Below are 25,932 nucleotides of genomic sequence, written 5' to 3' on the forward strand. Positions count from 1 at the left end.
TCACGTTTGCGGGCTACGGCTGCTGTCACCCGACTTGAGGTGATCGACAAAGGCGGTGAAGGAGGCTGCGGGGAAGGAGAGGGTGGCGCGGGTGGGGGCTTTGGAGTCGCGGACGGCTATTCGGGTGACCGTGGTGGCGATTTCGACGCAGGCGTCGCCGTCGCCCCCGCCCGAGTAGGAGGACTTGCGCCAGTTCATCACAGCTCCTTGACCAGTCGGTGGATGAAGTCACGCGACGGGGCGGGATCCAGCGACGCCGACTGCACCCTACGGAAGAGCGTACGTAGCTGTTCCAGCCGTGGCTGCTCATCGATGTACCGCACGCCTGTGGGGGCATCCCGAAGCGCCGTGTCCAACTGGCGCACCGGGCCTCCCAAGTAAGCATCGAGGCCCCGGCTCCGGCGAAGTGTTCGCGCTCGACGGGGATGACACGCACAGTCGCCTGCCCCGCCTCGATCTTGTCCAGGATGAAGCGGAGTTGAGTCAACGACGCCTGGCGGTCGGACACGTGCACCCGTAGGCCGAACTCGTGGACGATCGTCTCGTACGGGGCCGGGTTGTCCCGCTCGATGACAGCGCGGCGCCGCATGCGGTGCTCCGCCCTGAGGGCCACCTCCTCCTCGGACAGGCCCGGATTCGTGTAGCCGAAGACCGAACGGGCGTACTCGGCGGTCTGCAGCAGCCCCGGGACGTACTGGATCACGACCTCGCGCAGGTACGCCGCATGGTGCTCGACCTCGGCTCCGTCCAGGAATGCCTGGGGAAGGACGTCCCGGTACTCCTCCCACCAGCCGCGTGTGCGATCGGTCGCCATCGCGACCAGTGCCTCGACCAAGGGCTCGTCCGTACAGGCGTAGTTGGCGGCGAGGCGGCGCACCCGTTTGGCACTCACCCCTAGCAGCTTGAGAGCTGGGCGCAGCGGGCGGTCCAGGCGCGCACGGCGGAGGACCTGCTGGCCGAAGGCACCGGCTCACCTCGACCACGGGCTCGGCCCGGCGTCCCCGGCGAGGACCAGCCGTCCGTCCGGGTGGGACCTCGTCCGCCGAACGGCCCACCCGGACAGCCTTTGGGCAGGCCAGGTGCCCTGTCCGCTTACCGTCTCTCGGGAACTCCCTCGCCCCGGGCATCCCGCAGGGCAAGGTGCTCGGGATCTCCCGCGTGACGACCGGGGGCGCGGCGCGGCATGACCGAACGGGGTCAGGACGTGTAGCGCCGGTCCGCCAGGGGCTGCGGGCGGTCGGTGGGGGGCCAGGGCTGCTGCTGAGGCGTGGGGAAGGCAGGGGCCGGGGTTTCCGGGGCGGTCCAGTCGCGTTGGCCGCCCACCAGCTCCGGGTCGAACATGACGATCGCCGCGGCCAGGATCAGAGCCGCCACCGGGCCGGCCAGCATGACCAGGAGGAAGGCGAGCAGGCTCGTCGAGGACTGGCCGCCCGCCTGTGCCTGGGCGACGTGGACGCTCACCGCGGACATGCCGGTGTAGTGCATGGTCGAGACGGCCGCGCCCATCACCAGGCTGGCGCCGAGGGTCGCCCAGACCGTGCTGATCGACACCGCCGCCCAGAGCGCGGCGGTCGCGGCGACCACGGCGATCACCACGGAGAGGACGACGACCGCGGTGTCGTAGTGCACGGTGCCGCCGGTGTTCACCGCGGTCATGCCGAGGTAGTGCATCGCCGCCACGCCGAGACCGGTGAGGACGCCCGCGGCACCCAGGGTGACCGCACGCGAACCCCGGTAGCCGACCAGGAAGACGCCGACGGCGACCACCGCGATGCAGACGACGAGGCTCAGCACCGTCCGGCCGGCGTCGTAGCTGACCAGCGCGCCGTCCACACTGAAACCGATCATCGCGATGAAGTGCATGGTCCAGATGCCACAACCGAGGGACACCGCGCCCAGAGCGAGCCAGCCGAATCGTTTCTCCCCGCGTCCGCGGCCGATCGAGCGGGTCGTGCAACGCAGGGCCAGCACGGCGCCCAGGCATGCCATGAGGTAGGCGGCTATCGGGGTGACCAGGCCATAGTGGAACTCGGACACGTCAGCGGTCATCGCGGCAACTTTCTTCACGCGAAACGGGGACGGAGCAGGGGACGGCGACGACTCCCGCCGGGGAAAACGGGAGTCGGTCAGGAGAAGGCACGCGGGGACGGGGATGGCCGGAATCAGCCACCTGGCCGATTCCTTCACCATTCAAACACAACTTGAGCGCACCGTATCCACACCTGTACCGCCCGCGATCGAATCGCAACAACGACCGTGCGCATGGCATGTGCGCCGCCCCGTCGGCCCGCTACCTCGGCGTCACCAGCCGTGCCTCGTAGGCGAACACCGCCGCCTGGGTGCGGTCCCTGAGTCCCAGCTTCACCAGGATCCGGCTGACGTGTGTCTTCACGGTCGACTCGGCCACCACCAGCCGCTCGGCCATCTCCGCGTTGGACAGGCCCTGGGCGATGAGGACCAGGACCTCGGTCTCGCGGTCGGTGAGGTCGCCGTAGGCGGCGTGGGCCGCGGGCATCAGGCGCGGGGGGTCGGAGAGTTTGGAGAACTCGGTGATCAGGCGTTTGGTGACCGAGGGGGCGAGGAGGGCCTCGCCCGACGCCACCACCCGCACGCCTTCGGCCAGTTGGCGGGCCGAGGCGTCCTTGAGGAGGAAGCCGGAGGCTCCGGCGCGCAGGGCCTGGTAGACGTACTCGTCGAGGTCGAAGGTGGTCAGGACGAGGACCTTGGCCGTGGTGTCGGCGGCGACGATCTCGCGGGTCGCCTCGATGCCGTTCAGCTCGGGCATGCGGATGTCCATCAGGACCACGTCCGGGGTGAGTTCGGCGACCTTGGCCACCGCCTCGCGGCCGTTGACCGCCTCGCCTACGACCTCGATGTCCGGCATCGCGTTCAGCAGGACCGAGAATCCCTCGCGCACCATCATCTGGTCGTCGGCGATCAGTACACGGATGGTGCGGTCGGTCATGCGTCACCTTCACGGGTGGTGGCGACAGGGAGGAAGACCGTCACCTCGTAGCCTCCCTCGGACGTCGGGGCCGCCGTCATCTCGCCGTTCAGCATGGAGACCCGCTCCCGCATGCCGGTGATGCCGTGGCCGGCGCCCGGGGACGGTTTGACGAGGGCGGGCCGCGGCGGCGGCCCGTTGACTATGCGCAGGCCCAGGCCTCCGATGACATAGCCGATCTCGACGCGTGCGCCCGCTCCCGGCGCATGGCGCAGGGTGTTGCTCAGCGCCTCCTGGACGATCCGGTACGCCGACAGCTCCACGCCCTGCGGGAGTTCACGCACCGCGCCGGTCACGCCCTTGTCGACGGCCAGTCCCGCCTCCCGCACGTTGTCGAGCAGCGCGTCCAGGTCGGCGAGGGTGGGCTGCGGGGCGTCCGGCACCTCGTAGTCCTCGGCGCGGACCACGCCCAGCACCCGGCGCAGTTCGGTGAGGGCCGCCACCGCGTTCTCCCGGATCGTGACGAACGCCTTCTCCAGCTCCGGCGGCGGGTTCTCCACCCGGTAGGGGGCGGCTTCCGCCTGGATGGCGACGACGGACATGTGGTGGGCGACCACGTCGTGCAGTTCGCGGGCGATCGTGGTGCGCTCTTCGAGGAGCGTGCGCCGGGAACGCTCGTGTGCCGTCTGCGTCTGCTGCGCGGTCACCGTCTGCTCGGCCTCCCTGCGGATCTGCCGGACGGTGACGGCCAGCAGGACTATCGCGGAGACGACCAGCATCGAGCCGACGTCGTTGTCGTAGTGGCCCCCGCCCAGGGCCGAGACGCACACGAAACCGTAGAACGCGGTGATCGCCCACATCCAGGCCGCCGTGCGTGGACGGGTGCGGATCGCGACGACCGTGAGCACCACCAGGTGGGAGAGGAAGTTGGCCGGCTGCCACGGCCATTCGTCCCACGCGTTGGACAGCACGGCGCCGATCCAGGTCACGACGAGGGACAGCCAGAAGGCGGCGACCGGACGCGCCAGCGTGAGCAGCACCGGTGCCAGGACGAGCAGCCCGGACAGCAGGGCCATGGCGGGCCCCAGCGACTGCCGGTCCACGAGGGACACCAGCAGCGCCAGCACGCCGGCCGCGGCCACCGCCAGATGCGTGGTCCATTGCGCGTACTCGCGCAGCGGGCCGGGCAGCCGGCGGGCGAACGGCCGCTCGGTGCTCAGCGGCGGCAACGGCCGGTAGGCGAAGGCGTCCTTGAACAGGTCCTGCCGCAACCTGCCCAGGGCGTCCAGCACCGCCCGGACCTCCGGGCTGCGCGGCTTGTACGGTTCGAACGCGCCGTCCGGCGGCTGTGGCGGCATCGGCTGCGAAGGGGTCGTCTCGGTCACGTACACGACCGTAGGCGGAGGCGGGGGTAGCCGTCGTCACCAGTGAGGCGGGTCCTCGGGCGTCCCTCTCAGGTACTACGGGTACGGCGAGGAGCAGCCGGAGGCCGGTCAGTAACCGGAGGGCCGTACCAGCCCGGACTCGTACGCGAAGACCGCCGCCTGGGTGCGGTCCCTGAGCCCCAGCTTCACCAGGATGCGGCCCACGTGCGTCTTCACGGTCTGCTCGGCGACGACCAGCCGCTCGGCGATCTCCGCGTTCGACAGGCCCTGCGCGATCAGCGTGAGGACCTCCGTCTCGCGCTCGGTCAGATCCGCGACCCGCTCCTTCAGCGGGGCGCGTACCCCGCCCCCGTCCAGCTGGGAGAACTGGGTGATCAGCCGCCGGGTGATGCCGGGCGCCAGCAGCGCGTCGCCGGCCGCCACCACCCGCACTGCCTCCGCCAGTTTGTCCGCGGACGCGTCCTTGAGCAGGAACCCGGACGCGCCGGAGCGCAACGCCTCGTACACGTACTCGTCCAGGTCGAAGGTGGTGAGCACCAGCACCTTGATGTGCGGGCGTTCGCCGACGATCCGGCGGGTGGCCTCGATGCCGCCCAGTTCGGGCATGCGGATGTCCATGAGGACGACGTCCGGAGCGAGTTCGGCGACCTTGGCCACCGCGTCCAGACCGTCCACCGCCTGGCCGACCACCTCGATGCCGGGCTGGGCGTTCAGCAGCACGGTGAAGCCCTGCCGGACCATCTGCTGGTCGTCGGCGATGACCACCCGGATGGGGCTGCCGGTGCTGCTCGTCATGCGCGGTCGTCCTTCGGGTCGAGGGCACGGATGGTACCCGTGGTGGATTCCGCGGTGGGTCCCGCGGTGCGGCGGGGTACCAGTCCGGCGCCGGGAGCGGTGGCCGGGAGCTCCGCGAAGATCCGGTAGCCGCCGCCCTCCCGGGGGCCCGCAGTCAGCGACCCGCCGAGCATCACGGCCCGCTCCCGCATGCCGAGCAGTCCGTGCCCGGCGCCCGGCGACGGCGGCGCGGGCCGGGTCGGCCGGGAGTTCGCGACGGACAGCAGGAGTCCGTAGGCCATGTACTCGATCTCGACATGGGCGCTCGCCCCGGGCGCGTGCCGCAGCACGTTGCTCAGCGCCTCCTGCACGATCCGGTACGCCGACAGCTCCACGCCCGACTGCATCGGGCGCCGCTCGCCGGTGATCCGGGTGGTGACGGTCAGACCGGCCGCCCTGGTGTTCTCGACCAGCGCGTCCAGCCGGTCCAGGGTGGGCTGCGGGCTGTGCGGGCCGGTGCCGGGGTCCTCGGGCGCGTCCTCGTCGGGGCTCTCCGAGCGCAGGACGCCCAGCACCCGGCGCAGTTCGGCCAGCGCCTCCAGCGCGTTGTGCCGAATGCCTTCGAGGTTCTCGCGCAGCTCGTCCGGCGGGTTCTCCACCAGGTGCGGGGCGACCTGCGCCTGGATGGAGATGACCGACATGTGGTGGGCGACCACGTCATGCAGCTCGCGCGCGATCCGGCTGCGCTCCTCCAGCAGGGTGCGCCGGGACCGCTCCTCCTCGGTGAGCGAGGCCTGCCGCCCGAGCTCCGCGCGCGCCTCGCGGCGGCCGCGCAGCGCCGTGCCGAGCGCCACGACGATCACGGACAGGACGACGGTCACCACCGAGGTGGACTGGTGCGGCGGCGCACCCCAGACGCCGTCGAGGAGCCAGGTGACCAGCACGGTCACGGCCAGCGCCTCGACCGTCACCCGCACCCGGACCCGCAGTGCGAGCAGCAGCAGGACCAGCAGCTGTGCGATCATCCCGGCCACGGTCCAGGGCCACGTGAACAGGACCACCGGTGTCGTGCCCAGCCGGCCGTGCAGCGTGAGAGCGGCCACCAGCATGGACCCTGTCGACAGCCACCAGGCCAGGACGGGCCGCCACATCGCGAGGAGCACGGCGCCGCCCGCGGCGAACCCCAGCAGCGTGGCGAGACCGGCACCCAGATGCCCGTTGTGCTGGAACTGCGCCACGCCACCGATCGTGATGCCGATCGCCGCCACACACAGCACGCCGTGCGGCAGCCAGCGCAACCACACGGAAGGGGGCAGCGGGTCCGGTCGGACGGTGCACAGGTCGTCGCGGAGTATCCGCAGCCAGCGCAGCACGCGGCCGATCCCGATCCACTCCGGCCGCCGGGTCCCCGTCTCCGTCACGGCGATCAGCCTAGACATGACGGGCTCCCGTCGGGGTCGCCCGATCGGAGGCGGGGTGGGTCCGGACGAGGCGCGAGCGGGTCCGGGGGCGGCCGCGCTCGTACACGTGGAACGCCGCCCAGCACAGACCGAGGGCCAGGGCGAAGGCCGGGAGCCAGAGCAGGCGGGCCGCGACCCAGCCGAGGTGGTCGGGGGGTGTGTGGAGTCCGGGGAGGGGGCCGAACAGCAGGCCGACGGCCGTGGTCGCCATCATGGCCGTCTGGTGCCAGAGGAAGATCGTCATCGCGGACAGGTTCACGAAGGCCACCACGGCCCAGGCGAGGGGGCGGCGCATCGCGTGACGCAACCGCTCGCGCAGCAGCAGGGCCAGGCCGCACTGGGCCAGCCCGAAGGTGACGGCGGCCAGGGTGGGCGGGTCGAGGTTGGAGACGGCGGCGCCGGGGACGCCGACCATCGACGCCGGGTAGTGCGCCCACGCGACGAGGCCGGCCGTCGCCGCCGTACCGCCGACGAGCAGGACCCAGCCGGCGCGCGGACGGTCCAGTTCGCCGCGGGTCCAGGCGGCGCCCAGGGAGTACGGCACCAGCCAGCCGGCCGCCAGGTTCAGCCAGCCGACGGCGGGCGGGGCGCCGAGGCCGAAACGGAGAAGGTCCACATGGAGGACGACGGCCAGCGGCCACAGGGGGTTGAGCCGGGTGACGAGCGGAGTCGCCGCCGTCAGCGCCGCGAAGACCAGCAGGAACCAGAGGGGAGACAGGGCCAGTTTGGCGAGCGTGCGGACGGTGGTGAGGTCGGTGCCGGACAGGAGCAGGGCGGTGGTCGCGATCGTCCAGAGGGTGAGGAGCGCGGCGACCGGCTTGAAGAGCCTGGACAGACGGGACGTCAGCCAGCGGTGGTAGGGGGTGCCCTGAGCCTGGGCCGTGGCGTGGCTGCGCGTGGCGACGTGGCCGCCGACCAGGAAGAACACGGCGAGGGTCTGGAAGAGCCAGGAGACCGGAGCAAGCCACGGCAGGTGCTGGAGGGGGCTGCTGGTGTGCAGCTCGCCGCCGTCCGCCACCAGCGCCGTGACCAGCCAGTGGCCCAGGACCACACCGAGCACGGCGAACGCGCGCAGGGCGTCCACGGAGCGGTCCCGGCCGGGTGGGGTGGCGATGTCGATGCGGTGGGCGAGGTGGCGTACGCGGTCTCGTATGCGGTCGGGGAGGCGGGGTGTCGGCGGCTTACGCACGGGTGACCTCCGTTGTCTCGCCGAGGACGATCCGGGTGAGGTTGGCCAGGGAGGCCGAGCCCGGGGTGAAGTAGTCGCTGTGGCCGCCGGGGCCCGCCGCGAAGACGCGGGCACCGAAGGCCGGGGAGACGGGGTCGGTGCCGAAGCCGACGGTCGTGCCGAAGAGGTCGGCGCTGACGTGCGGGACCTCGGCTATCCAGTCGTCCGCTCCCCGGGCCGCCCAGACGCGGGCGGAGGTGCGCAGGGCCGCGGCCGAGTCGGCGCCGGTGCCGGGGCTGCCGACCAGGGCGATGTCGGTGACGCCGAGGCCGGTGAGGCCGGGGGCGGCGCGGGCGCAGACCACCGTGCCGTAGGAGTGGCACAGGAGGGCCACGGCCGCCGGCTCGGGAGCGGTGAGGGTGCGCAGTTCGCGGAGGAACGTGCGCAGGTGCGGGGCCGCTTGGCCGGCCCGCGCCGTGGTGAGGACCGTGGTGCTGATCGTGGCGGGGGCCCGGTAGCCGAGCCAGGCGACGACCGCGGTGCGGGTGCCGCCGGGCGCCTCGTGGGCCAGGCGCCGGTACAGGGACTCGGCGGCCGCGTGGAAGCGGGCGAAGGTGTCGAGGGTGGTGTCCGAGCCGGGGACCAGGACGGCGACGCGCGTCGCGTGCGGCAGGTCGCCGAGGACCTCGGTGACCTGGCCGTCGCCTCGGGCGTCGAAACGGAGCAGGTGCCGGGCGGGGGAGGCGAGGACGCGGTCGGCGGCGGCTCGGGAGGAATCGCCGTGGGCGGCGGCCATACGGGCGGCCTCGGCGGCGTTCTCACGGTTGGCGTCGTAGGCGGTGGCGAGGGCGGCCGGAGTGAGGCGGGCAGGGAGCGCGGCGGGCGGCGGGGCGGGGATCCGGGGCCGGACGGCCGCGGAGAGGGGGAGCACCACGGCGACGGTGAGGAGGGTGGCGAGCAGGGTGCGGCGCAGCCTCCCCCGCCAGTGCCCCGGACCCGGCCTCTGCCGCTCCCCCGTCACCGCCGTCATGGTCGGCCCCCCCGTTCAGTCGCCCGGCCATCGGGCTGCTCTGATCGGGAAATTACGGAACGGACCGTGTCGTTCGCGTCCCGCCCGGGAGCTCACCTGGGAGGTAGCTCTCAGGTACTACGGGTATGTGGGGGAAACCTCAGGGACGCACTCTCACCAGGCCAGTTGGGCGATCTCCTCCGCCACCACCGCGCAGGCGTCCGCCGCCGGGTCGATGAGGGGGAAGTGGCCGACCTCCTCCAGGAGCGTCAGGCCCACCACCTCGCCCGCCTTGGCCGCCGCGTCCGCGTAGGACTCGGCGACCGCCTGCGGGACGACCACGTCCGTGCGGCCCTGGACCAGGGTGGTCGCGATGCCGGTCGGGAGCAGGAGCGCGGGGTCCGCGTACGGCTGACGGTCGGCGAACTTCTCGTCGCCGCCGAGGAGTTGCAGGGCCGCGTTGCCGCAGACGTCCAGCTTCTCGGCCATCGCGAAGTCCGCGATCGGGGCCAGGGCCACCACACCCCGCAGCGGCGCCGGGCCGGAGGTGCGCCACGCGGCGTCCGCCGGGAGGACGTGCCGTGCCGCCGCCCACAGCGCCAGGTGGCCGCCCGCCGAGTGGCCGGTGAGGACCGTACGGCGCAGGTCCGCCCGCGGTACCGCCTCGCGGACCAGGGCCGGCAGGGCGTCCAGTGCCGCCGCCACGTCGTCGAAGGTGTCCGGCCAGCGGCCCGCCACCGGGGCCGTGCCGCCCTGCGCGGGGAGCGTCGCGCCGCGCCGGTACTCGACGTTGGCCACCGCGAAACCGCGCCGGGCCAGGTAGTCGGCGAACGGGGTGATGTGGCCACGGTCGTACGGCGCACGCCACGCGCCCCCGTGCAGGACCACCACCAGCGGGGCCAGCGGCTCCTCGGTGCGCGGGGCGTAGAAGTCGATCACCTGGTCGGGATGGTCGCCGTAGGCGGCCGTGGCGTCGGGCGCGACGTGCGGGTGCGAGAAGGCCGACTCCTCCTCGGCGGCGGCCCGGGCTGCTGCGTCGTCGTCCGGCATGCTCCAACCTCTCAGCGGCGTAATGATGTTGGCGGACCAGGGGGGATGTCGGCCGTTGGCCGGGACGGTATCAGGCCCGTGACGTGCGGGGACACGCGGATGTCACGCACGGTGAGGATTGCTCGGTTCTGTACCGTCCCGGTCCCTGGCCGGGGATGACTATGTCGCCATGTCGCTAGGCGACGGCCGTTCCCGACGCCTCCCCCAGCACCTCCGCCAGCACCCGAGCCGCCCGCTCCGTGTCCGCGAAGCCGACGTACAGCGGGGTGAAGCCGAAGCGGAGCACGTCGGGGTGCCGGAAGTCGCCGACCACGCCCCGCTCGATCAGCCGTTTCATCACGTCCCCGGCGTCGGGACAGCGCAGCGCGATCTGGCTGCCGCGCTCCTCGTGGGCCAGTGGGGTCACGCACTCGACGCGGCCCGCCGGGACGTACGCCTCGACGCACTCCAGGAAGAAGTCCGTCAGTGCAAGGGACTTGGCCCGTACGGCCGCCACCGGCACCCCCTCCCACACCTCCAGCGCCGCCTCCAGCGCGAGCATGGAGAGGATGTCCGGGGTGCCGACGCGACCGCGTACCGCCCCCGCCGCCGGTTCGTACGCCGGGCGCATCCCGAAGGGCTCGGCGTGCGAGGTCCAGCCGGGAAGCGGCGAGTCGAAGCGGTCCTGCACCTCCCTTCGTACATACAGGTACGCCGGTGAGCCCGGGCCGCCGTTCAGGTACTTGTAGGTGCAGCCGACGGCCAGGTCGACGCCGTGCTCGTCGAGGCCCACCGGCAGCGCGCCCGCGCTGTGGCACAGGTCCCAGACGGACACGGCCCCGGCCGCGTGGATCGCGGCGGTGAGGGAGGGCAGGTCGTGGAGGCGCCCGGTGCGGTAGTCGACGTGGTTGAGCAGTACCGCGGCGGTACGGTCGCCGAGCGCCGCCGGGACCTCGGCGGGGGTGAGCGGGCGCAGGGTGCAGCCCGTCAGCCGGGCCGCCGACTCGGCGATGTAGCCGTCCGTGGGGAAGGTCGTCGCGTCGACCAGGATCTCGTCGCGGCCCTCCCCCGCCAGCCGTACCGCGCCCACAAGTGCCTTGAAGACGTTGACACTCGTCGAGTCGCCGACCACGATCTGGCCGGCCGCCGCGCCGACCAGCGGGGCGATCCGGTCGCCGATCCGCTCCGGCGCCGTCCACCAGCCGCTCTCGTCCCAGGACCGGATCCGCAGCTCGCCCCACTGTCGCCGGACGACGTCCTCGACGCGGCCGGGGACGTGCGCGGGCAGAGCGCCCAGCGAATTGCCGTCCAGGTAGACGCCCGCGGCGTCAGCCGCATGATCGGACACCGTGTCCAGGACGAAACGCGCGCGCACCCCGGCCAGCTCGTCCTCGGCGTCCAGCTTCTCCGCCCTCAGGGCCCGCTCAGACATGGGACCTCGCCGTCCACAGCTCCGGGAACACGTTCTTGCGGGCGCGCTTCTCCAGCCAGGCGACCCCGGCCGAGCCGCCGGTGCCGGCCTTGGCGCCCATCGCGCGGCGGGTGGCGACCAGGTGGTCGTTGCGCCAGCGCCAGACGAGCTCGGCCACGTCGGTCAGCGCCTCACCCAGGCGGGCGAGGTCGGCGTCCTCGGCGCCGGAGTAGACGGCGGTCCAGGCGGCCTCGACGGCGGGGGAAGGTGTATAGGGCAGTGATATGTCACGTTCCACCAGTACCGCCTCCGGGATCGGATACCCCCGCCGCCCCAGCAGCCGCACCACCTCGTCGTACAGACTCGGCTCGTGCAGCGCCTTCTCCAGTTCCGCGTGCACACGCGGCGCGCCGCGGTGCGGGACGAGCATGGACGCGGACTTCTCGCCGAGCAGGAACTCCATCCGCCGGTACATCGCCGACTGGAAGCCGGAGCCCTCGCCGAGGGCGGAACGGTAGGAGTTGAACTGCGCCGGGGTGAGCTGGCCGAGCGGCTTCCAGGAGGCGTTCAGCGCCTCCAGCTCGCGGGTGGAACGCTTCAGCGCGGCGATCGCGGTGGGGATGTCGTCACCGCGCAGCGCCGCCGCGGCCGTCTCCCACTCGTGGACGATGACGGTGAACCACAGCTCCATCACCTGGGTCGTGACCAGGAAGACCATCTCTCCGGGATCGTCGGAGAGGGTGTGCTGGAGGTGGGTGAGCACGTCCGCCTTGACGTAGTCCTCGTACGGCGTCGTGCCGGCGAAGTCGAGATGCGGGGTCTCGGGCTCGTTCGTTTCGAGAGCCTCATGGGACATCGCTGTCTCCTGTTGTACTCCGGGTAGCGGTCCGCCCCTGCCGATGCCGACACGGGGGCCCCGGTCCCCACCGGCATCTTCCGCAACGTAACCCGGATACGGCAAGGCCCGCCCGTCGGGAACGCCCGTCCGGCGGCGACGGGACGCCGGGTGAGGTCGTCGGCGGTGGCAGACTTGCGCCATGACGACGCACACGAACCTGCTCGGCGGCCCGGAGCCGACGTATCTGCCGGAGAACGAAGAGGCGTACCGCCTGCTGGGCGAGGAGTCGCTGGCTCCCGTCGAGGTGGCGGCGAAGTTCCCGACCTTCTCGCTGGCCTGGGCGCTGCTCGCCGACGAGGCGTTCGAGCGCGGCGCGGTCGTCGAGTCGTACGCCTACGCGCGCACCGGCTACCACCGCGGGCTGGACGCCCTGCGCCGCGCCGGGTGGAAGGGGCACGGCCCCGTGCCCTGGGAGCACCGGGCCAACCGGGGCTTCCTGCGCTGCCTCGCCGCGCTCGCCCGCGCCGCCGGTGAGATCGGCGAGAAGGACGAGAACGAGCGCTGCTGGCAGTTCCTGAAGGACAGCAGCGCGGAGGCGTACGCCGAGCTGCACGGATAGCAGGGGGCGGTTCAGCTTCCGGGGCACCCGGCGGCGGTCCAGGCGGCGTACTCCTGGCGGACGTAGAGCCGGCGTCTGCGGGCGAGCGTGATCGTGTCGGGACGGTACGGGCCTGCCACCAGGTCGGGATGACGGCGGTCGTACCGGACGAGTCGCTCGGCGGTCTCCGCGGCGGCCACGGCCGGGCCGGGGGCGCCGCCCAGGGCCATCCGGTCCATGAGGGCCGCCCTGCGCAGCAGCCAGGCCCGTTCGGCGGCCGTCGGGTCGACCGGGGGGCCGGTGACCGGCCCGGCCCGGCGGCCGTCGCGTTCGGCCCCGAGCGCGAGCAGCCGGTGCATCTCGCGGCGCAGATCCGGCGCGTCCGCGTAGGCGCGGGGGCCGGTGCCGCAGCGTCGGCACGGCGCGGTGTCGTGGCCGGGGGCGTCGGGGACGCCGGGCTCGCCGTGGTCGAGGGCCGATGGAGGCGCCGCGGACCGTGCGGGAACGCCGGCCGGTCGCGGGCAGCCGTCGACGGGGCACGGCTTGTGGGTCGCGGGGGCCCACTCGCGGGGTCGTACGGCGACCCGGTGCCGCGGCTCGCCCGGAGCACCCGGGCCGGTCATGCCGGACACCTCAGGCAGGCGCGGACCTCGCGGCCGCCGCCGGTCTGGTGGACCTCGGTCGACTGGGCGAGGTACTGGACGATGCCGGTGCCGCGGCCGTGTTCGTCGGGGGCCGCGTCGCGGCGACGGCGCTCCACCGTCGTGCCGGAGTCGGTGACCACGATGTGCAGCGTGCCGTGGTCGAGGGCGAGCGACAGGGTCATGTGCTCGCGGCCGTACTGGGCGGCGTTGGCGGCGAGTTCGTCGACGATGAGAACGGCGGAGTCCCGCTCGCTCGCGGGCACGCTCCAGGTCTCCAGCAGATCGGCCGCGAAGTGACGGGCGGCGGAGACATGCGCCTCCTGCGCGGGCAGGGTGAGCAGCGCCTGGTAGCGGCAGGGCTGGCCGGGCAGTGCACCCGGGCGGGGCGAATCGGTCACGAACATGGTCTTCTGGCTCTTCCGTGGAGGTGCGGAGACCGGAACGGGGGGAGACCGCCGACAGTGCCGGGGGTCGGGGTACCGGTCCTGCGTTGGATGCGCTCATTCAGTTCCACGGATGGCAGGTGCCCGACGGTTCGAGCCGTTCGAACCTTTTGCCGGGATTCTCGCGAGTCGCGTTGTGGCCGACGGCAAGTCACCTACGGAACGGGCTGGTTGGCGGTACGCCGTACCGGCATCGGTCTCAGCACCTCACGCCCGGATGGTGACCAGCTTCTGGCCGTCGCCCGCGAGGATCTCGAAGTGCTGGATGTCCCCCGGGGACATGGCGACCGCCCCTGGGACCGTGGTGCCGGGAGGGTATTCGCCCGCCCGCCAGGTGGCGCCGTCCGCCCTGGCGCCGCCGGGCCCAACGGCCTGGAGCCGGCAGGTGATTCCGGCAGGCGCCCCCTTGGCGTGGACCTGTAGGACACTCCCCCAGGCGGAGGGGTAGACCCGCACCGAGGCGGTGACACCGGTGGCGGGGTCGCTTCCGGAGAACGTGCGCCAGGCGGTCGGCGCGGTCGCCCCGGGCGGCGTCGCCTGACTGGTCACGGATCCGACCGTCGCCAGCCACGTGCCGCCGACCGCTGCCGCGATGAACGTCAGGGAGGCGGCGGCACCCGCCAGTTGCAGCCGCCAGGTCCTCCGCCGCCGGACCGCGGCCCGCTGCAGCAGGCTCTCCAGCACACCCGCCTGTGGTGGTGCCGCCACCACCGGCGGCGCGGGCGAGGAGACCTGCGCGCTCTCGGCCGCCTGGGCCACCAGCCGGTCGGCCAGGTCGCCGTCGGCCGCCGGAATCGTCCGGCCCGCGGCCTCGGCCTCGGCCTCGGTCACCGTCGCCAGCAGCGCGGGCAGTCCCGCCAGCCGGACGTGTTCGGTCCGGCACTCGTCGCACTCCGCGAGGTGGACGCGCATCCGTTCCATCTCCGCCGAGGGCAGCGCGCCCAGGACGTATCCACCCAGCGCCAGCCGGAGGGCCTCGTGCTCCGCGCTCACGGTCGCCACCTCCCGCACATCACGGTCACGGCTCGATCCCCCGCTCCTGGAGCGCCAGCCGCAGGGCGTGCAGGGCGTAGTACGTCCGCGACTTCACGGTGCCCAGCGGGATGCCCAGCACCTGTGCGGCCTCCGCCATGGTCCGCCCCCGGTAGTAGGTCTCCAGCAGCACCGCGCGGTGGTCCGGGGACAGCGCCCGGAGGGCGTCGGCGACCGCCCAGCTCTGCAGTGCCTGCTCGATCTCGTCCTCGCCCGGGGTCTGCTCGGCGGCCCGCTCCAGCGCCTCGCCGCCGGCCTCGGCCGGCCTGGCCCGCCGGGCCCGGTGGGCGTCGATGACCACATGCCGGGCGACCGTGCACAGCCACGCCCGGGCCGGGCCGCGTGCGGGCTCGAACGCGGCGGGGTGCTGCCACGCCCGCAGCAGCGTCTCCTGCACCACGTCCTCCGCCCATTGCCGGTCTCCTGAGGTCAGTCGCAGCACGTAGTGGAACAGGGGCCCTGCGTGCTCCGCGTACAGAGTGCGCAGCAGCTCCTCATCCGCGGTCGAAAGCGTTCCTCTACCGGATACACGGCGCGCGGAGCGATCCGGCTCAACCCTTTGCTCACGCTTTCGGAAACTCCGGGGCATAAGTCGATGATCGCGCACATGTACTTCTTTGTCCTGTAACGCAGGGCGCGGTACAGGTAGCGCTCCGCATCACGGTGAAGAAATCCCAGAAAAGCGTATATATGCCGAACCGTATGGCCGTCGCCGTCCGTGGAGCCGGACAAGAACCCCCATACGGCAAGGGACGGATCAGACGTGACCGAGACACACCACCCCCCGAACCCCCACACGCCGGGCCGACGCTCGCGCACTGCGGCCGGGCTGGCCCTCGCCGCCCTCGCCACCGCCGGCGCGCTGGGGCTCCTCAGCGCATGCGGCCAGTCCTCGCACTCCTCGTCCACCGGAGCCGGCGCCATCACGCCCGGTCCGGGCCGGCACGGGGCGGGCTTCTCTCCCGGCGCCTCGCCGATGCCCGGCATGAGCATGCCCGCGAGTCACTCGACCACGGGCACGCAGGCCGCGCCGGTGACCGGGGACGCCGTCGCGATCCAGAACTTCGCCTTCTCTCCGGCCACGCTGAAGGTGAAGGCGGGTACGACGGTGACCTGGACCAACCAGGACACCGACGCCCACACCGTCACCAGCAACGGATCGGGCGGCCCGCTGCGTTCCGCCGCCCTGGTCACGCACGGGACCTACAGCTACACGTTCACCAAACCCGGCACCTATGCCTACCTCTGCACCATCCATCCGTTCATGACCGCCACCGTGGAGGTGACCCGATGACCGCCTACGACGCCTACGACCCCTACCGCGAACCCGATGAGCCCGCTGCCGAACACGGCATGACGCGTCGTCAACTCATGCGGCACGCAGGGTGGTTCGGCGGTGCGGTGGTGCTGACCGTGGCGAGCGGAGAGGTGATCAGCCACATCGCCGACTCCCGGGGCACCGACGCCGAGGCCGCCGCTGCCACCACCACGGCGGGAACCGGCACGCTGCGGTTCGTGCAGGTCTCCGACAGCCACATCGGGTTCCAGGGCCCGGCGAACACGGACGTGGCCGGCTCCTTCACCGAAGCGGTCAACCAGGTCAACTCGCTCGGATTCAGGCCCGACTTCGTCATGCACAGCGGCGACCTGACCCACCTGTCCACGGCCGGGCAGTTCGACCAGGTCAAGCAGATGATGTCCGGGCTGAAGACGGACCGGGTCTTCACCGTGCCGGGTGAGCACGACTCCATCGGCGACGCGGGCCGCGCCTACCGGCGCACCTTCGGCACGGGCACGCTCGGCGACGGCTGGTACAGCTTCGACACCCACGGCGTGCACTTCATCGCCCTGGTCAACACCCTGAGCCTGGAGAAGCTCGGCCACCTCGGCAACGACCAGATCGACTTCGTCCGCAAGGACCTCGCCGGCCTGCCCTCGGACACCCCCGTCGTGGTCTTCAGTCACATCCCGCTGTTCGCCATGTACCCGAAGTGGGGCTGGAGCACCGACGACGCCCTCAAGGTCATCGCCCTGCTGCGCCGCTTCTCCTCCGTCACCTGCCTCAACGGGCACGTCCACCAGCTCTTCACCAAGACCGAGGGCAACATCACCTTCCACTCCGCCACCACCACCGCCTACCCCCTGCCGAAACCGGGCCGTGCCCCCGCCCCCACCCCGCAGGTCGTCCCCGCCCGGCAGCTCAAGGACGCACTCGGCATCCGCAGCGTCGGCTACCGCCAGGGCGACCGCGAGCTGGCCGTCAAGGATCGGAGGCTGGCATGAACGGCCGAAGACTCCTCGTCCCCGCCCTGCGGTGGGCGACTGCCGCAACCCTCGCCGCCGGCGGTTACGTCCACGCCCTGCTGTACGTCGACGGATACCGCTTCGTCCACGTCATCGGCCCTCTGTTCCTCCTCCAGGCCGGCGCGGCCTTCGCCCTCGCCGTCCTGCTGGCAGCAGGGACGCCACGCCTGCTGCTGAGGGCCGCCGCGGCCGGCGTCGCGCTCGGCGCCCTCGGCGGCTTCGCGGCCTCGCGCACGGTCGGCGTGTTCGGGTTCACCGAACACGGTCTGCAGCCCGTGCCGCAGGCCGCCCTCAGCCTCCTCGCCGAGACCGGCACGCTGCTGTTCCTCGCGGCCTGGCAGCTGGCCCTGGCCGCGGCCGGACGACCGGAGGCACCTCCCGGGCGCCTGGAACCACGCCCGGGAAGCGCCTGGCCGAGCCCGCGGCTGCGCGAACTGAGGGACACCGTGCGCGTCCTGCTCGGTCTGGACGACGACACCGCGGTCGTGATCCGCCAGCTCAGGTGCGACGCACGCGGCCGCCCACCGCTGGAAACCGTCGTCGAGGTACTGCCGATGGACGGCGGCGAGACGCACCGCTGGACCCTCCACCGCCCCGCCGACCAGATCACCGAACACGACCTGCGGACCACCCTGCTCCGCCGTCGGCAGTAGCCTCCGCTCCCGCGCCCTGAAGGGGCGCTGGGGGTACCCCCGGCCGAAGGCTGGGGGAGAAACTGCGCGACCAGCCACGACGGCGCCGCAGTCGGCAGACGGCCTCTGCGGCACCTCCAGCGGAGCGTCTAGGGGGCCTTCGCCTCGATCGGCGGCGACGTCACGTTCCCGTGGGTACGGCATTCCGGGCGTACGCAGCCCGGTGCCGGCCTGCGGACCAGGGCGAAGGCCAGGGCCGCGCCGACCACCAGGACACCGGCGCAGATGGGCATGGCCCGGTCGAACGCCGCGTCGAACGCCGAGGGCGACCGGTACGCCTCCGGGCCCATCCCGGCGAGCAGCGGCAGCGCCGCCACCGCGATCAGGCTGGCGGCACGGGCCGCCGCGTTGTTGATGCCGCTGGCGATGCCCGCCCGGGCCGTGTCCACGGAGGCGAGGACGGAGGCGGTGAGGGGGGCCACCAGGGTGACCATGCCGACGCCCTGCACCAGGACCGCCGGGAGGACGTCGGTCAGGTAGTGCGCGTGCTCGCCGACGCGCAGCATCAGGAGCATCGCGGCGGCGCAGAGCAGCGGGCCCACCGTGAGGGGGATGCGGGGGCCGATGCGGTCGGCCAGGGCACCCGAGCGGGCCGAGAAGAGCAGCATCAGGGCGGTCGTCGGCAGCAGCGCCGTGCCGGCGGCCAGCGCCGAGTAGCCCGCCACCACCTGGAGTTGGAGCGCGGTGAGGAAGAAATAGCCGCCGAACGCGCCGTACACGCACAGGGTGACGATGTTGAGCGCCGTGAACTGGCGGGAGCCGAAGATGTCCAGCGGGAGCATCGGGTCCTGGCGGCGCTTCTCGACGTACACGAAGGCCACGCCGGCCGCGACGCCCGCCACGGCGAGCAGGGCCAGGGTCCCGGCCTCGATCAGCGCGTACGTCACCAGGCCGAGGGCGACGGCGCCGAGGACCGCGCCGAGGACGTCGAAACGGCCGTGGCTGCGCTCTCCTCCACTCTCGGCTTCGCTCGAGCGGGAGGTGCCCCCAGAGGACTCCGGGACGTGGCGCAGGGCGATCGGGACGCAGAGCAGCGCCAGTGGGACGTTGAGGAGGAAGACCCAGCGCCAGCCCGGGCCGTCCACCAGCCAGCCGCCGAGGAAGGGCCCCACAGCCGCGCCGATGCCGCCGAAGCCGGACCACAGGCCGACCGCGCGGGCCCGGTCGTCGGGGTGGAAGGAGGCCTGGATGAGGGCGAGGGAGCCGGGGGTGAGGAGGGCGCCGCCGACGCCCTGGAGGGCGCGGGCGGCGATCAGTACGGCGTCGGTCGGGGCCAGGCCGCACATCAGGGACGCGGCCGCGAACCAGACGACCCCGATCACGAAGATCTTCCGGCGGCCGTACTGGTCGCCCAGCGAGCCGCCGAGCAGGATCAGGCCGGCCAGCGTCAGCATGTACGCGTTGATCGTCCACTGGAGCGCGGACAGGCTCGCGTCCAGGTCCTCCCCGATGCGGGGCAGGGCGACGTTGACGACCGTCGAGTCCAGCATCGCCATGCTGGAGCCGAGGACGGTGGTGAGCAGGATCCACTTGCCCTGTGAGGAGGCCAGCCGGACGTCGGGCATGGGTCCAGATATACAGCGGACCCGGCGCTGTCGACAGAGGAAGACAGCCGCCGGGTCCGGACCGTGATACGGACTACTTGATCTTGTTGCCCGCCGAGCGCAGGTTCTGCGTGGCCTCGACGACGCGCGCGGCCATGCCGGCCTCGGCCAGCTTGCCCCAGGTGCGCGGGTCGTAGGTCTTCTTGGAGCCGACCTCGCCGTCGACCTTCAGGACGCCGTCGTAGTTCTTGAACATGTGGTCGGCGACCGGACGGGTGAAGGCGTACTGGGTGTCCGTGTCCAGGTTCATCTTCACGACGCCGTTCTCCAGCGCGGTCAGGATCTCCTGCTCGGTGGAGCCGGAGCCGCCGTGGAAGACGAAGTCGAACGGCGACTGCTTGCCGAACTTGGCGGCCACGCCGTCGCTCAGCTCCTTCAGCAGGTCGGGGCGGAGCACGACGTTGCCCGGCTTGTACACGCCGTGCACGTTGCCGAAGGACGCGGCGAGCAGGTAGCGGCCCTTCTCGCCCAGGCCCAGGGCCTCGGCGGTGCGGATCGCGTCGTCGACCGTGGTGTAGAGGGAGTCGTTGATCTCGTGGGAGACGCCGTCCTCCTCGCCACCGGTCGGGGTGATCTCGACCTCGAGGATGATGTTGGCGCGGCGGGCCTGCTCCAGGAGCTCCTGGGCGATGGCCAGGTTGTCGGCGAGGGTCTCGGCAGAGCCGTCCCACATGTGCGACTGGAAGAGCGGGTTGCGGCCGTTCTTCACCCGCTCCTCGGAGATCGCGAGCAGCGGGCGTACGTAGCCGTCGAGCTTGTCCTTCGGGCAGTGGTCCGTGTGCAGCGCGATGTTCACCGGGTACTTCTCGGCGACGATGTGCGCGAACTCGGCGAGCGCGACCGAGCCGGTGACCATGTCCTTCTTGTACTGACCGCCCAGGAACTCGGCGCCGCCGGTCGAGATCTGGACGATGCCGTCGCTCTCCGCCTCCGCGAAGCCGCGCAGCGCCGCGTGCAGGGTCTGGGTCGAGGTGACGTTGATGGCCGGGTAGGCGAACTTGCCTGCCTTCGCCCGGTCGAGCATCTCGTTGTAGACCTCGGGGGTTGCGATGGGCATCTGTCCGCTCCTTGAGTGTGCGGGTCGGCGTACTGCTTTTTTCTTACGGCCCTGACCTAGACCTTGGGGGCGACGTCATCGTCGTCCCCATCTTTCCAGACATGAACCGATGCTCCGGGCGTCGGTCAAATCCGGGTCAATCCCACTCGTCAACCGGGGTGTCAGTCCAGCCCCAGTTCATCCTTCGAGAAGGCGAACAGGTACGGCACGCCGGCCTGGTCCGCGACCGCCTCGGCCGCGCCCGTCGCCCGGTCCACGATCGTCGCGACGGCGACGACCTCGGCGCCGGCCTCGCGCAGCGCCTCCACGGCGGTCAGCACAGAGCCGCCGGTGGTGGAGGTGTCCTCGACGGCGAGGACGCGGCGGCCCTTGACCTCCGCGCCCTCGATACGGCGCTGCAGGCCGTGCGCCTTGCCTGCCTTGCGCACCACGAAGGCGTCCAGCGTCCTTCCGCGCGCGTGGGCGGCGTGCAGCATCGCGGTGGCCACCGGGTCGGCGCCCAGGGTGAGCCCGCCGACGGCCTCGAAGTCCAGCTCGGCGGTCAGGTCGAGCATGACCTGACCGACCAGCGGGGCGGCCTGGCCGTCCAGCGTGATCCGGCGAAGGTCGATGTAGTAGTCGGCCTCCTTGCCCGACGACAGGGTCACCCTGCCGTGCACCACGGCCTTGTCCTTGATCTGTTGCAGCAGCTCAGCGCGTACGTCCGTCATGCCGACCAGCTTAGAGGCGCGTCCACCTCCAGGTGGTCGCGGCTTCCAGCGGCTCCAGGGGTGTGACGAGCCGGGGGAGCGTGTTCAGCCCGTTGGGCGGTCCGGTCTGCGGCTCCACGCAGACGGCCTCCGCCTGCTCGTCGTAGACGACGACCCACTGCTCGCGGCTGGTGACCTGCAACTGCAGCTGCCCCGGCCAGGTCAGGGTGACGTCGACGCCGTCGGGCATGCCGAAGCAGTCGTCCCAGGGGCCGGGCTTCGGGTCGATGCGGTTGCCGGTGGGCAGGTGGTCCGCGCCGCGCTCCTCCTGCCAGGCGGGGGCGAAGTCCACCTGGGCGTCCTGGCCGCCGAGGTTCCGGTTGAACCAGGGGTGCCAGCCGATCTGCGCCGGGAAGGAGTCGTCGTACGTCTCCACGGACATCGTCAGCGTCAGCGAGTCCTCGGCGAGCTGTACGACGTGGGTGACGCGGGCGGGGTGCGGCCAGGGGGAGCCGAGTTCGCGCGTGATGACGGCCTCGGTCGCCGAGACCCGCGCGGTGCGCCAGGCACCGTCACGGGCGGTGCCGTGGATGGCGTGCGGCGGGGAGTTGAGGGGCATCTGGACGACGGTCGCGCCGTCGAGGAAGCGGCCGTCGCGGATCCGGCCGCACCACGGCACCATCGGGAAGCAGCCGAATCGGTCGCCCTGGCGGAGGAGTTCGAGGGACCCGACTTCGAGACCGGCGATCCGGCCGCCGTTGCCGGGGTGCAGGCGGAGGGTGGCGTCGCCTGCGGTCAGCGTGATGTCTTCGTTACTCACGGGATGAGAGTAGTGGGGGCGCGCCTTGTGCTTCGGCTGCGGGTGCGTGGGGGTTGCTCGCGCAGTTCCTCCCCCGGCCTTCGGCCGGGGGTACCCCCAGCGCCCCTGACGGGGCGCTGTTCAGCCGCGTCCTGCATACCCAGCTGCGGGCAGCTTCGCCAGGTGCCCCCAGGGCGGCACGGGTGGGCGCGGGCGGCACTCTGCCGGCGCCGGTGAGTGTCCCCACCCCCGGGCCCCGTCAACGGCGGCGCCGCAGCGCTCTCGTCACCACGATCGCCGATGCGAGCGCCAGTGCCGCTGCCGGGGCGGCCCAGCGGAGGGCGGAGGCTCCTGCCACCGTCTGGGGTGCCGGGACCGGCGCGTAGCGGCCCCGGGGCGGCGCGTGGTCGACCTCCTCCGCGCTGCGGCCGATCATCGTCCGGCGCGCGTGCGCCGCCTCGGCGAAGATCTCGGGGAGCGGCTCCACCACCGGCTCCGGCTCCGGTGCGAGGGACGGGGGCGGGACCTCCGTCTCGAAGACCGAGGGCGGTTCGGCGGCAGGCGCCGCCGCCTCCCCCAGCCCCTCCGCGAAGCGGCCCAGCAGCCTCGTCGCCGCCGCCTGGACCGCCTCCGCCGACAGCTCGGCGACCCTCCCGTCCGCGGAGGCCGTACCGGTCACCGTGACCGTGCACCCCTCGCCCGTCTCCGCGAGGCGGAACGTCAGCGCCAGCTTCACCGTGCCGGTGCCGCGGGCCTCGGTGGCGTCACCGTCGACCGCGTAGGAACCGTCGTCGTGGGCGCTCACGCGCAGGGAGCCCCGGTAGGTGATCGAGTGACTGCCGATGCGGACCTTGAGGCGGCCGGTGCCGGGGTCGGCGCCCGCGTCCTGCTGGAGGCCGGGGACCGCCCGGGCGACCCGCGCGGGGTCGGCCAGCGCCTCCCTGAGCCGCGAGGCCGGGGCCGGGACGTACACCTGGTGCTCCATGCCGACTGAGCCTACCCAGGAGTCCGTCCGGCACACCCTCCCCGGCGCACCGGCCGGGTCCGTTCAGTACCGCGGGTGCACAAGCGTCGACGGCGGCAGCCCGGCCGCCGGCGTCTGCAGCGCGTCCCGCTCCAGTCCCCCTTCCGTGAGCGTCCGCAGCCGTGGACCGTCGGCCGGGAGGCGCAGCGGCGGCCCGTGGGAACCCGCCGTCGCGAGGAGGAAGCCCCAGTCGTGCGGGGCCCTGGACTCGCCCGCCGAGCGGTCGGGGCCCGGGGTGAAGCCGGCGTCCTGGCCGAGGACCCGGTAGGGCGTCGTGGCGAGGCCCGCCGCCCGCAGGGTCGCGGCGACCGTCCAGAACTCGCGGGGGCGGGCCTGGACCGGTCCGGCGTGGACGACCAGGCGGCCGCCCGGGGCGAGGACGCGGCGGACGAGGCCGTAGAACTCCTGGGAGTACAGCTTGGTGCTGGCGGTGATACCGGGATCGGGCAGGTCGGCGATGACGACGTCGTAACCGGAGTGACCGGAGTGACCGGAGTGGCCGGAGCGGGGCGCCTCGCGCAGCCAGTGGAAGGCGTCGGCGGTGACCACGTGCACGTGCGGGTCGTCGTAGGCGTGGCCGTTGAGCGCGGCGAGGGCGGGGTCGTGGCGGGCGAGGCGGACCAGGCCCGCGTCGAGTTCGACGATGTCGACGCGGTCGACGCCGCGGTGCCGCAGCACCTCGCGCGGGGCCATGCCGTCGCCGCCGCCGAGGATCAGCACGCGCGCGTGCGGGCCGGTCATCGCGGGGTGGACGAGGGCTTCGTGGTACCGGCGTTCGTCGCGGCCGCCGACCCGCAGCCGGCCGTCCAGGAAGAGGTCGAGGGGGCGGCCGTGGGTGCCGCCGGTGAGGACGATCTCCTGGACGTCTGTCTGCAGGGCGACCCGGACGTCCGCGCCGTAGACGGCGTGCCGTGCGGCCCGTTCGAAGTCGCCGACGAGGACGGCCGCGGAGGCGAGGAGGCCGAGGACGGTGACGCCCGCGACGAGGAGGGTCCAGCGGGCCCGGCGGGAGAGGTCGCGGCGGAACAGGCCGAGGACCAGGGCGCCCCCGGCGACGACGTTGACGGTGCCGGTGAGCAGGGTGCCCGTCAGCTGGCCGAGGAAGGGCAGCAGGAGGAACGGGAAGGCCAGGCCGCCGGCCAACGCGCCCACGTAGTCGGCGGCGAACAGGTCGGCCACCGCGCCGCCCGCGTCCTGGCGGCGGATGCGCTGGATGAGCTCCATCAGCAGCGGCACCTCGGCGCCGATCAGCAGACCGATGGCGAGGGAGAAGGCGACCAGCAGGCAGCGCGGGCCGGCGGCCCACAGTCCGCCCCAGCCGCCGGTCCAGGCGAAGACGGCGTACAACGCCATGGCGCTGCAGCCGCCGACCAGCGCCAGCGCGGCCTCCACCGCGGCGAACCCGGCCGCCGCGTGCCAGCGCAGCCGCTTCGCGGCGAGTGAGCCGACGCCCATCGCGAAGACCATCACGGACAGCACGACGGAGGCCTGGGTGACCGAGTCGCCGATCAGGTACGAGGCGAGGGCGACGAGTTCGAGTTCGTACACCAATCCGCAGGCCGCGCAGACGAACACGCATGCCAGCACCAGGAAGCGGCCCGTCCCCGGCCGCACGGGCAGCGGCGCGGGGGCGGCCCAGGACGGCGGTGCGCCGGGAGGGGCCGGTGCGTGCGGATCGATCACTCTGCGACGTTACGTCACTCGCTCGGTACGCTTCGTCACCCACACGTGTGGAACTCGCGGCCCTTTGACGCCCTGTTGGTTTATGTCATCCGGCCACGGGGCGGGACGCCGTCACCCGTACGCCGACCCTCGTCCGGGTCGCCACCAGCTGGCCGTCCTGCGGGTAGGCGTGCCAGGTCCACCAGTGCACCTGGCCCTCGTGGCGCTGGGCCAGCATCGCCGTGAACGCGTGCGGGCTGCCCGGGAAGACCCCGGCGAGGCCGTGCGGGTGCTCGGAGACGAGGGCCAGCAACTCCTGGGCACGGCCCGCGAAGGAGCCCGGTGACAGCACCTCGACGCGGGCCGCGAACTCGTACTCCCAGTCGCCGTTGCGCTTGGCGACTCCGAGCGGCAGGGGGGTACTGGACCCCGGGATGCACGCCACCGTCTCCGAACAGCCGCCGCGCTCCTCCTCCAGGAGCACCTGGTGGGACGCGCCGAGCAGTCTCAACTGCAGCTTCGCCCCGGTCAGTTCCAGGTCGAGGGTGGCCAGGGCGGGCAGTGGCTCGCGTCCCAGGGCCCAGGCGAGGTCGGCCGCGCGCGTATCGGTGTAGGTGGTGTTCAGGGTCGTGAGCATGGATCGGCTCCGCTAACACGCAAAAGGGGAGGAGTGTGGTCCGGCGCACCTCGGTCGACACCGGGAGATCGGCCCGGCCGGCCCAGCCGGGGAGGGTGTCGTCAGGACGTCCGAGGCGCTGCTTTGGTGATTTAGAGGGAATCATGAACTGTGGCGCCGCCACAGCGTTTTTACCCAACTTCGTGGGGTTTCCATCCCTCAGAGGGCTCCACAGCTCAACTGTTCAACCAAGTGGTGCGCCCCACCGCTCCTGGCGTACGCCGGGGCGCCCGGCGAGAGCTCCCCCGCTCGCCGCCCGGACGCCCCGGTCCCCCGCCGCCTGCGCGGCCGCTCAGTTGCCCCCGCCGCAGCCCCCGCCGCCGCACGACGAGCCACCGCCGCAGGAGGACCCGCCGCCGCACGAGGAGTGCCCGCCGCCGCAGGAGTGGCCACCGCCGTGATGACCCCCGTGATGACCCCCGTGCGAGGACGACGACCCCGAGTCCCCGGCCCACCAGCTGCCGGAGCTGTCGTAGGAGGAGGACCCGCCCCCGCGGTACGCCCCCTTGCCCCGTGCGCCCCTGCGGACCGCCGACGCGACGATCGCGAGGCAGATGACCGCGGCCACCACCACGATGAAGACGGTGCCCATGGCGTCACCTTCTTTCCGTTCCCCCGAAGGCGACCCCCCGTGGGCGCCCCGGCCGCCGCGAGAACGCGGCGTGCCCGGGGGATGCCCGGCCGCCTCAC

The 25,932-nt window shown here is 72.6% G+C and carries 27 protein-coding genes and 1 pseudogene; 4 read left to right on the top strand and 24 right to left on the bottom strand.

The window, feature by feature from the left end:
* The 12 genes and pseudogenes from ACFY6U_RS47170 to ACFY6U_RS47225 all read right to left on the bottom strand — a co-directional run bounded on the left by ACFY6U_RS47170 (position 1) and on the right by ACFY6U_RS47225 (position 12,036).
* Entirely contained in the window at positions 1–198 is a 198-nt protein-coding gene (locus ACFY6U_RS47170) for a DUF397 domain-containing protein (protein ID WP_390048609.1), read from the bottom strand.
* A 244-nt stretch (positions 199–442) separates the two neighbouring features.
* Positions 443–814: pseudogene (locus ACFY6U_RS47175) on the bottom strand (Scr1 family TA system antitoxin-like transcriptional regulator); the annotation flags it as partial.
* Between the two features lie 383 nt (positions 815–1,197).
* A complete protein-coding gene (locus tag ACFY6U_RS47180) occupies positions 1,198–2,049 on the bottom strand; it encodes an MHYT domain-containing protein (RefSeq protein WP_390048611.1) in 852 nt (283 codons plus the stop codon).
* A 241-nt stretch (positions 2,050–2,290) separates the two neighbouring features.
* Positions 2,291–2,965, bottom strand: a complete 675-nt coding sequence (locus ACFY6U_RS47185; protein WP_390048613.1) for a response regulator — start codon at positions 2,963–2,965, stop codon at positions 2,291–2,293.
* Positions 2,962–4,329 (bottom strand): sensor histidine kinase, encoded by a 1,368-nt coding sequence (locus ACFY6U_RS47190; RefSeq protein ID WP_390048615.1) that lies wholly within the window; start codon positions 4,327–4,329, stop codon positions 2,962–2,964. The genes ACFY6U_RS47185 and ACFY6U_RS47190 overlap by 4 nt, the downstream gene beginning before the upstream one ends.
* Before the next feature lie 108 nt (positions 4,330–4,437).
* Positions 4,438–5,124, bottom strand: coding sequence for a response regulator (locus ACFY6U_RS47195; protein WP_390048617.1), 687 nt, complete (start codon positions 5,122–5,124; stop codon positions 4,438–4,440).
* Positions 5,121–6,542: a sensor histidine kinase gene (locus ACFY6U_RS47200; protein WP_390048619.1), complete on the bottom strand. Its 1,422-nt coding sequence runs from the start codon at positions 6,540–6,542 to the stop codon at positions 5,121–5,123. Before ACFY6U_RS47200 ends, ACFY6U_RS47195 begins: the two co-directional genes overlap by 4 nt.
* On the bottom strand, positions 6,535–7,716 hold the full coding sequence (locus tag ACFY6U_RS47205; protein ID WP_390048777.1) for an acyltransferase: 1,182 nt from the start codon (positions 7,714–7,716) through the stop codon (positions 6,535–6,537). The genes ACFY6U_RS47200 and ACFY6U_RS47205 overlap by 8 nt, the downstream gene beginning before the upstream one ends.
* A 28-nt stretch (positions 7,717–7,744) precedes the next feature.
* A complete protein-coding gene (locus ACFY6U_RS47210; protein ID WP_390048621.1) occupies positions 7,745–8,761 on the bottom strand; it encodes an alpha/beta hydrolase in 1,017 nt (338 codons plus the stop codon).
* Between the two features lie 153 nt (positions 8,762–8,914).
* The gene (locus tag ACFY6U_RS47215; protein ID WP_390048623.1) at positions 8,915–9,790 is read right to left on the bottom strand and encodes an alpha/beta hydrolase; all 876 of its coding nucleotides are present in this window, start codon (positions 9,788–9,790) and stop codon (positions 8,915–8,917) included.
* Between the two features lie 175 nt (positions 9,791–9,965).
* The gene (gene kynU, locus ACFY6U_RS47220) at positions 9,966–11,201 is read right to left on the bottom strand and encodes a kynureninase (RefSeq protein WP_390048625.1); all 1,236 of its coding nucleotides are present in this window, start codon (positions 11,199–11,201) and stop codon (positions 9,966–9,968) included.
* Complete coding sequence (locus tag ACFY6U_RS47225) at positions 11,194–12,036, bottom strand: tryptophan 2,3-dioxygenase family protein (RefSeq protein ID WP_390048626.1); 843 nt, start codon at positions 12,034–12,036, stop codon at positions 11,194–11,196. Before ACFY6U_RS47225 ends, kynU begins: the two co-directional genes overlap by 8 nt.
* Positions 12,037–12,217: 181 nt before the next feature.
* Here ACFY6U_RS47225 and ACFY6U_RS47230 point away from each other — a divergent pair, with 181 nt between their 5' ends.
* Complete coding sequence (locus tag ACFY6U_RS47230) at positions 12,218–12,637, top strand: DUF3151 domain-containing protein (RefSeq protein WP_294005701.1); 420 nt, start codon at positions 12,218–12,220, stop codon at positions 12,635–12,637.
* Positions 12,638–12,648: 11 nt separating this feature from the next.
* On the opposite strand, the gene ACFY6U_RS47235 is transcribed toward ACFY6U_RS47230, so the two are convergent.
* From ACFY6U_RS47235 to ACFY6U_RS47250, 4 genes are all read right to left on the bottom strand, one after another.
* On the bottom strand, positions 12,649–13,239 hold the full coding sequence (locus ACFY6U_RS47235) for a hypothetical protein (protein ID WP_390048628.1): 591 nt from the start codon (positions 13,237–13,239) through the stop codon (positions 12,649–12,651).
* The gene (locus tag ACFY6U_RS47240; RefSeq protein WP_390048630.1) at positions 13,236–13,664 is read right to left on the bottom strand and encodes an ATP-binding protein; all 429 of its coding nucleotides are present in this window, start codon (positions 13,662–13,664) and stop codon (positions 13,236–13,238) included. Before ACFY6U_RS47240 ends, ACFY6U_RS47235 begins: the two co-directional genes overlap by 4 nt.
* Positions 13,665–13,910: 246 nt before the next feature.
* Positions 13,911–14,696 (bottom strand): zf-HC2 domain-containing protein, encoded by a 786-nt coding sequence (locus tag ACFY6U_RS47245; protein WP_390048632.1) that lies wholly within the window; start codon positions 14,694–14,696, stop codon positions 13,911–13,913.
* Between the two features lie 25 nt (positions 14,697–14,721).
* Complete coding sequence (locus ACFY6U_RS47250) at positions 14,722–15,324, bottom strand: sigma-70 family RNA polymerase sigma factor (protein WP_390048634.1); 603 nt, start codon at positions 15,322–15,324, stop codon at positions 14,722–14,724.
* 174 nt (positions 15,325–15,498) lie between these two features.
* On the opposite strand from ACFY6U_RS47250, the gene ACFY6U_RS47255 reads away from it, so the two are divergent.
* From ACFY6U_RS47255 to ACFY6U_RS47265, 3 genes are read left to right on the top strand one after another with little or no spacing between them, the layout of a single operon-like run.
* Entirely contained in the window at positions 15,499–16,029 is a 531-nt protein-coding gene (locus ACFY6U_RS47255; protein ID WP_390048636.1) for a plastocyanin/azurin family copper-binding protein, read from the top strand.
* Positions 16,026–17,018, top strand: a complete 993-nt coding sequence (locus tag ACFY6U_RS47260; protein WP_390048638.1) for a metallophosphoesterase family protein — start codon at positions 16,026–16,028, stop codon at positions 17,016–17,018. The genes ACFY6U_RS47255 and ACFY6U_RS47260 overlap by 4 nt, the downstream gene beginning before the upstream one ends.
* Positions 17,015–17,692: a hypothetical protein gene (locus ACFY6U_RS47265; protein ID WP_390048640.1), complete on the top strand. Its 678-nt coding sequence runs from the start codon at positions 17,015–17,017 to the stop codon at positions 17,690–17,692. Before ACFY6U_RS47260 ends, ACFY6U_RS47265 begins: the two co-directional genes overlap by 4 nt.
* A gap of 128 nt (positions 17,693–17,820) precedes the next feature.
* Here ACFY6U_RS47265 and ACFY6U_RS47270 read toward each other — a convergent pair whose 3' ends face one another.
* From ACFY6U_RS47270 to ACFY6U_RS47305, 8 genes are all read right to left on the bottom strand, one after another.
* Complete coding sequence (locus ACFY6U_RS47270) at positions 17,821–19,296, bottom strand: MFS transporter (protein ID WP_390048642.1); 1,476 nt, start codon at positions 19,294–19,296, stop codon at positions 17,821–17,823.
* Between the two features lie 73 nt (positions 19,297–19,369).
* On the bottom strand, positions 19,370–20,392 hold the full coding sequence (fbaA, locus tag ACFY6U_RS47275; RefSeq protein WP_294005675.1) for a class II fructose-bisphosphate aldolase: 1,023 nt from the start codon (positions 20,390–20,392) through the stop codon (positions 19,370–19,372).
* A gap of 161 nt (positions 20,393–20,553) precedes the next feature.
* The gene (pyrE, locus tag ACFY6U_RS47280) at positions 20,554–21,102 is read right to left on the bottom strand and encodes an orotate phosphoribosyltransferase (RefSeq protein ID WP_390048644.1); all 549 of its coding nucleotides are present in this window, start codon (positions 21,100–21,102) and stop codon (positions 20,554–20,556) included.
* Between the two features lie 10 nt (positions 21,103–21,112).
* On the bottom strand, positions 21,113–21,901 hold the full coding sequence (locus ACFY6U_RS47285; protein WP_390048646.1) for an aldose 1-epimerase: 789 nt from the start codon (positions 21,899–21,901) through the stop codon (positions 21,113–21,115).
* Between the two features lie 238 nt (positions 21,902–22,139).
* On the bottom strand, positions 22,140–22,865 hold the full coding sequence (locus tag ACFY6U_RS47290; protein WP_390048648.1) for an SRPBCC family protein: 726 nt from the start codon (positions 22,863–22,865) through the stop codon (positions 22,140–22,142).
* A 63-nt stretch (positions 22,866–22,928) separates the two neighbouring features.
* On the bottom strand, positions 22,929–24,587 hold the full coding sequence (locus tag ACFY6U_RS47295) for a polyamine aminopropyltransferase (protein ID WP_390048650.1): 1,659 nt from the start codon (positions 24,585–24,587) through the stop codon (positions 22,929–22,931).
* A gap of 85 nt (positions 24,588–24,672) precedes the next feature.
* On the bottom strand, positions 24,673–25,203 hold the full coding sequence (locus ACFY6U_RS47300; protein ID WP_390048652.1) for a DUF2617 family protein: 531 nt from the start codon (positions 25,201–25,203) through the stop codon (positions 24,673–24,675).
* 331 nt (positions 25,204–25,534) lie between these two features.
* A complete protein-coding gene (locus ACFY6U_RS47305) occupies positions 25,535–25,834 on the bottom strand; it encodes a hypothetical protein (protein WP_351486957.1) in 300 nt (99 codons plus the stop codon).
* Positions 25,835–25,932: the final 98 nt, after the last annotated feature.

It is taken from the genome of Streptomyces sp. NPDC013157 (genome assembly GCF_042899865.1).
GTDB lineage: Bacteria > Actinomycetota > Actinomycetes > Streptomycetales > Streptomycetaceae > Streptomyces.

Coding starts and splice junctions, on each gene's coding strand:
- ACFY6U_RS47240 (WP_390048630.1), bottom strand. CDS start 13,664: ATGTTCGTGACCGATTCGCCCCGCCCGGGTGCACTGCCCGGCCAGCCC.
- ACFY6U_RS47215 (WP_390048623.1), bottom strand. CDS start 9,790: ATGCCGGACGACGACGCAGCAGCCCGGGCCGCCGCCGAGGAGGAGTCG.
- ACFY6U_RS47305 (WP_351486957.1), bottom strand. CDS start 25,834: ATGGGCACCGTCTTCATCGTGGTGGTGGCCGCGGTCATCTGCCTCGCG.
- ACFY6U_RS47250 (WP_390048634.1), bottom strand. CDS start 15,324: ATGCCCCGGAGTTTCCGAAAGCGTGAGCAAAGGGTTGAGCCGGATCGC.
- fbaA (WP_294005675.1), bottom strand. CDS start 20,392: ATGCCCATCGCAACCCCCGAGGTCTACAACGAGATGCTCGACCGGGCG.
- ACFY6U_RS47300 (WP_390048652.1), bottom strand. CDS start 25,203: ATGCTCACGACCCTGAACACCACCTACACCGATACGCGCGCGGCCGAC.
- ACFY6U_RS47265 (WP_390048640.1), top strand. CDS start 17,015: ATGAACGGCCGAAGACTCCTCGTCCCCGCCCTGCGGTGGGCGACTGCC.
- ACFY6U_RS47235 (WP_390048628.1), bottom strand. CDS start 13,239: ATGACCGGCCCGGGTGCTCCGGGCGAGCCGCGGCACCGGGTCGCCGTA.
- ACFY6U_RS47230 (WP_294005701.1), top strand. CDS start 12,218: ATGACGACGCACACGAACCTGCTCGGCGGCCCGGAGCCGACGTATCTG.
- ACFY6U_RS47180 (WP_390048611.1), bottom strand. CDS start 2,049: ATGACCGCTGACGTGTCCGAGTTCCACTATGGCCTGGTCACCCCGATA.
- ACFY6U_RS47210 (WP_390048621.1), bottom strand. CDS start 8,761: ATGACGGCGGTGACGGGGGAGCGGCAGAGGCCGGGTCCGGGGCACTGG.
- pyrE (WP_390048644.1), bottom strand. CDS start 21,102: ATGACGGACGTACGCGCTGAGCTGCTGCAACAGATCAAGGACAAGGCC.
- ACFY6U_RS47200 (WP_390048619.1), bottom strand. CDS start 6,542: ATGTCTAGGCTGATCGCCGTGACGGAGACGGGGACCCGGCGGCCGGAG.
- kynU (WP_390048625.1), bottom strand. CDS start 11,201: ATGTCTGAGCGGGCCCTGAGGGCGGAGAAGCTGGACGCCGAGGACGAG.
- ACFY6U_RS47170 (WP_390048609.1), bottom strand. CDS start 198: ATGAACTGGCGCAAGTCCTCCTACTCGGGCGGGGGCGACGGCGACGCC.
- ACFY6U_RS47185 (WP_390048613.1), bottom strand. CDS start 2,965: ATGACCGACCGCACCATCCGTGTACTGATCGCCGACGACCAGATGATG.
- ACFY6U_RS47270 (WP_390048642.1), bottom strand. CDS start 19,296: ATGCCCGACGTCCGGCTGGCCTCCTCACAGGGCAAGTGGATCCTGCTC.
- ACFY6U_RS47225 (WP_390048626.1), bottom strand. CDS start 12,036: ATGTCCCATGAGGCTCTCGAAACGAACGAGCCCGAGACCCCGCATCTC.
- ACFY6U_RS47260 (WP_390048638.1), top strand. CDS start 16,026: ATGACCGCCTACGACGCCTACGACCCCTACCGCGAACCCGATGAGCCC.
- ACFY6U_RS47290 (WP_390048648.1), bottom strand. CDS start 22,865: ATGGAGCACCAGGTGTACGTCCCGGCCCCGGCCTCGCGGCTCAGGGAG.
- ACFY6U_RS47195 (WP_390048617.1), bottom strand. CDS start 5,124: ATGACGAGCAGCACCGGCAGCCCCATCCGGGTGGTCATCGCCGACGAC.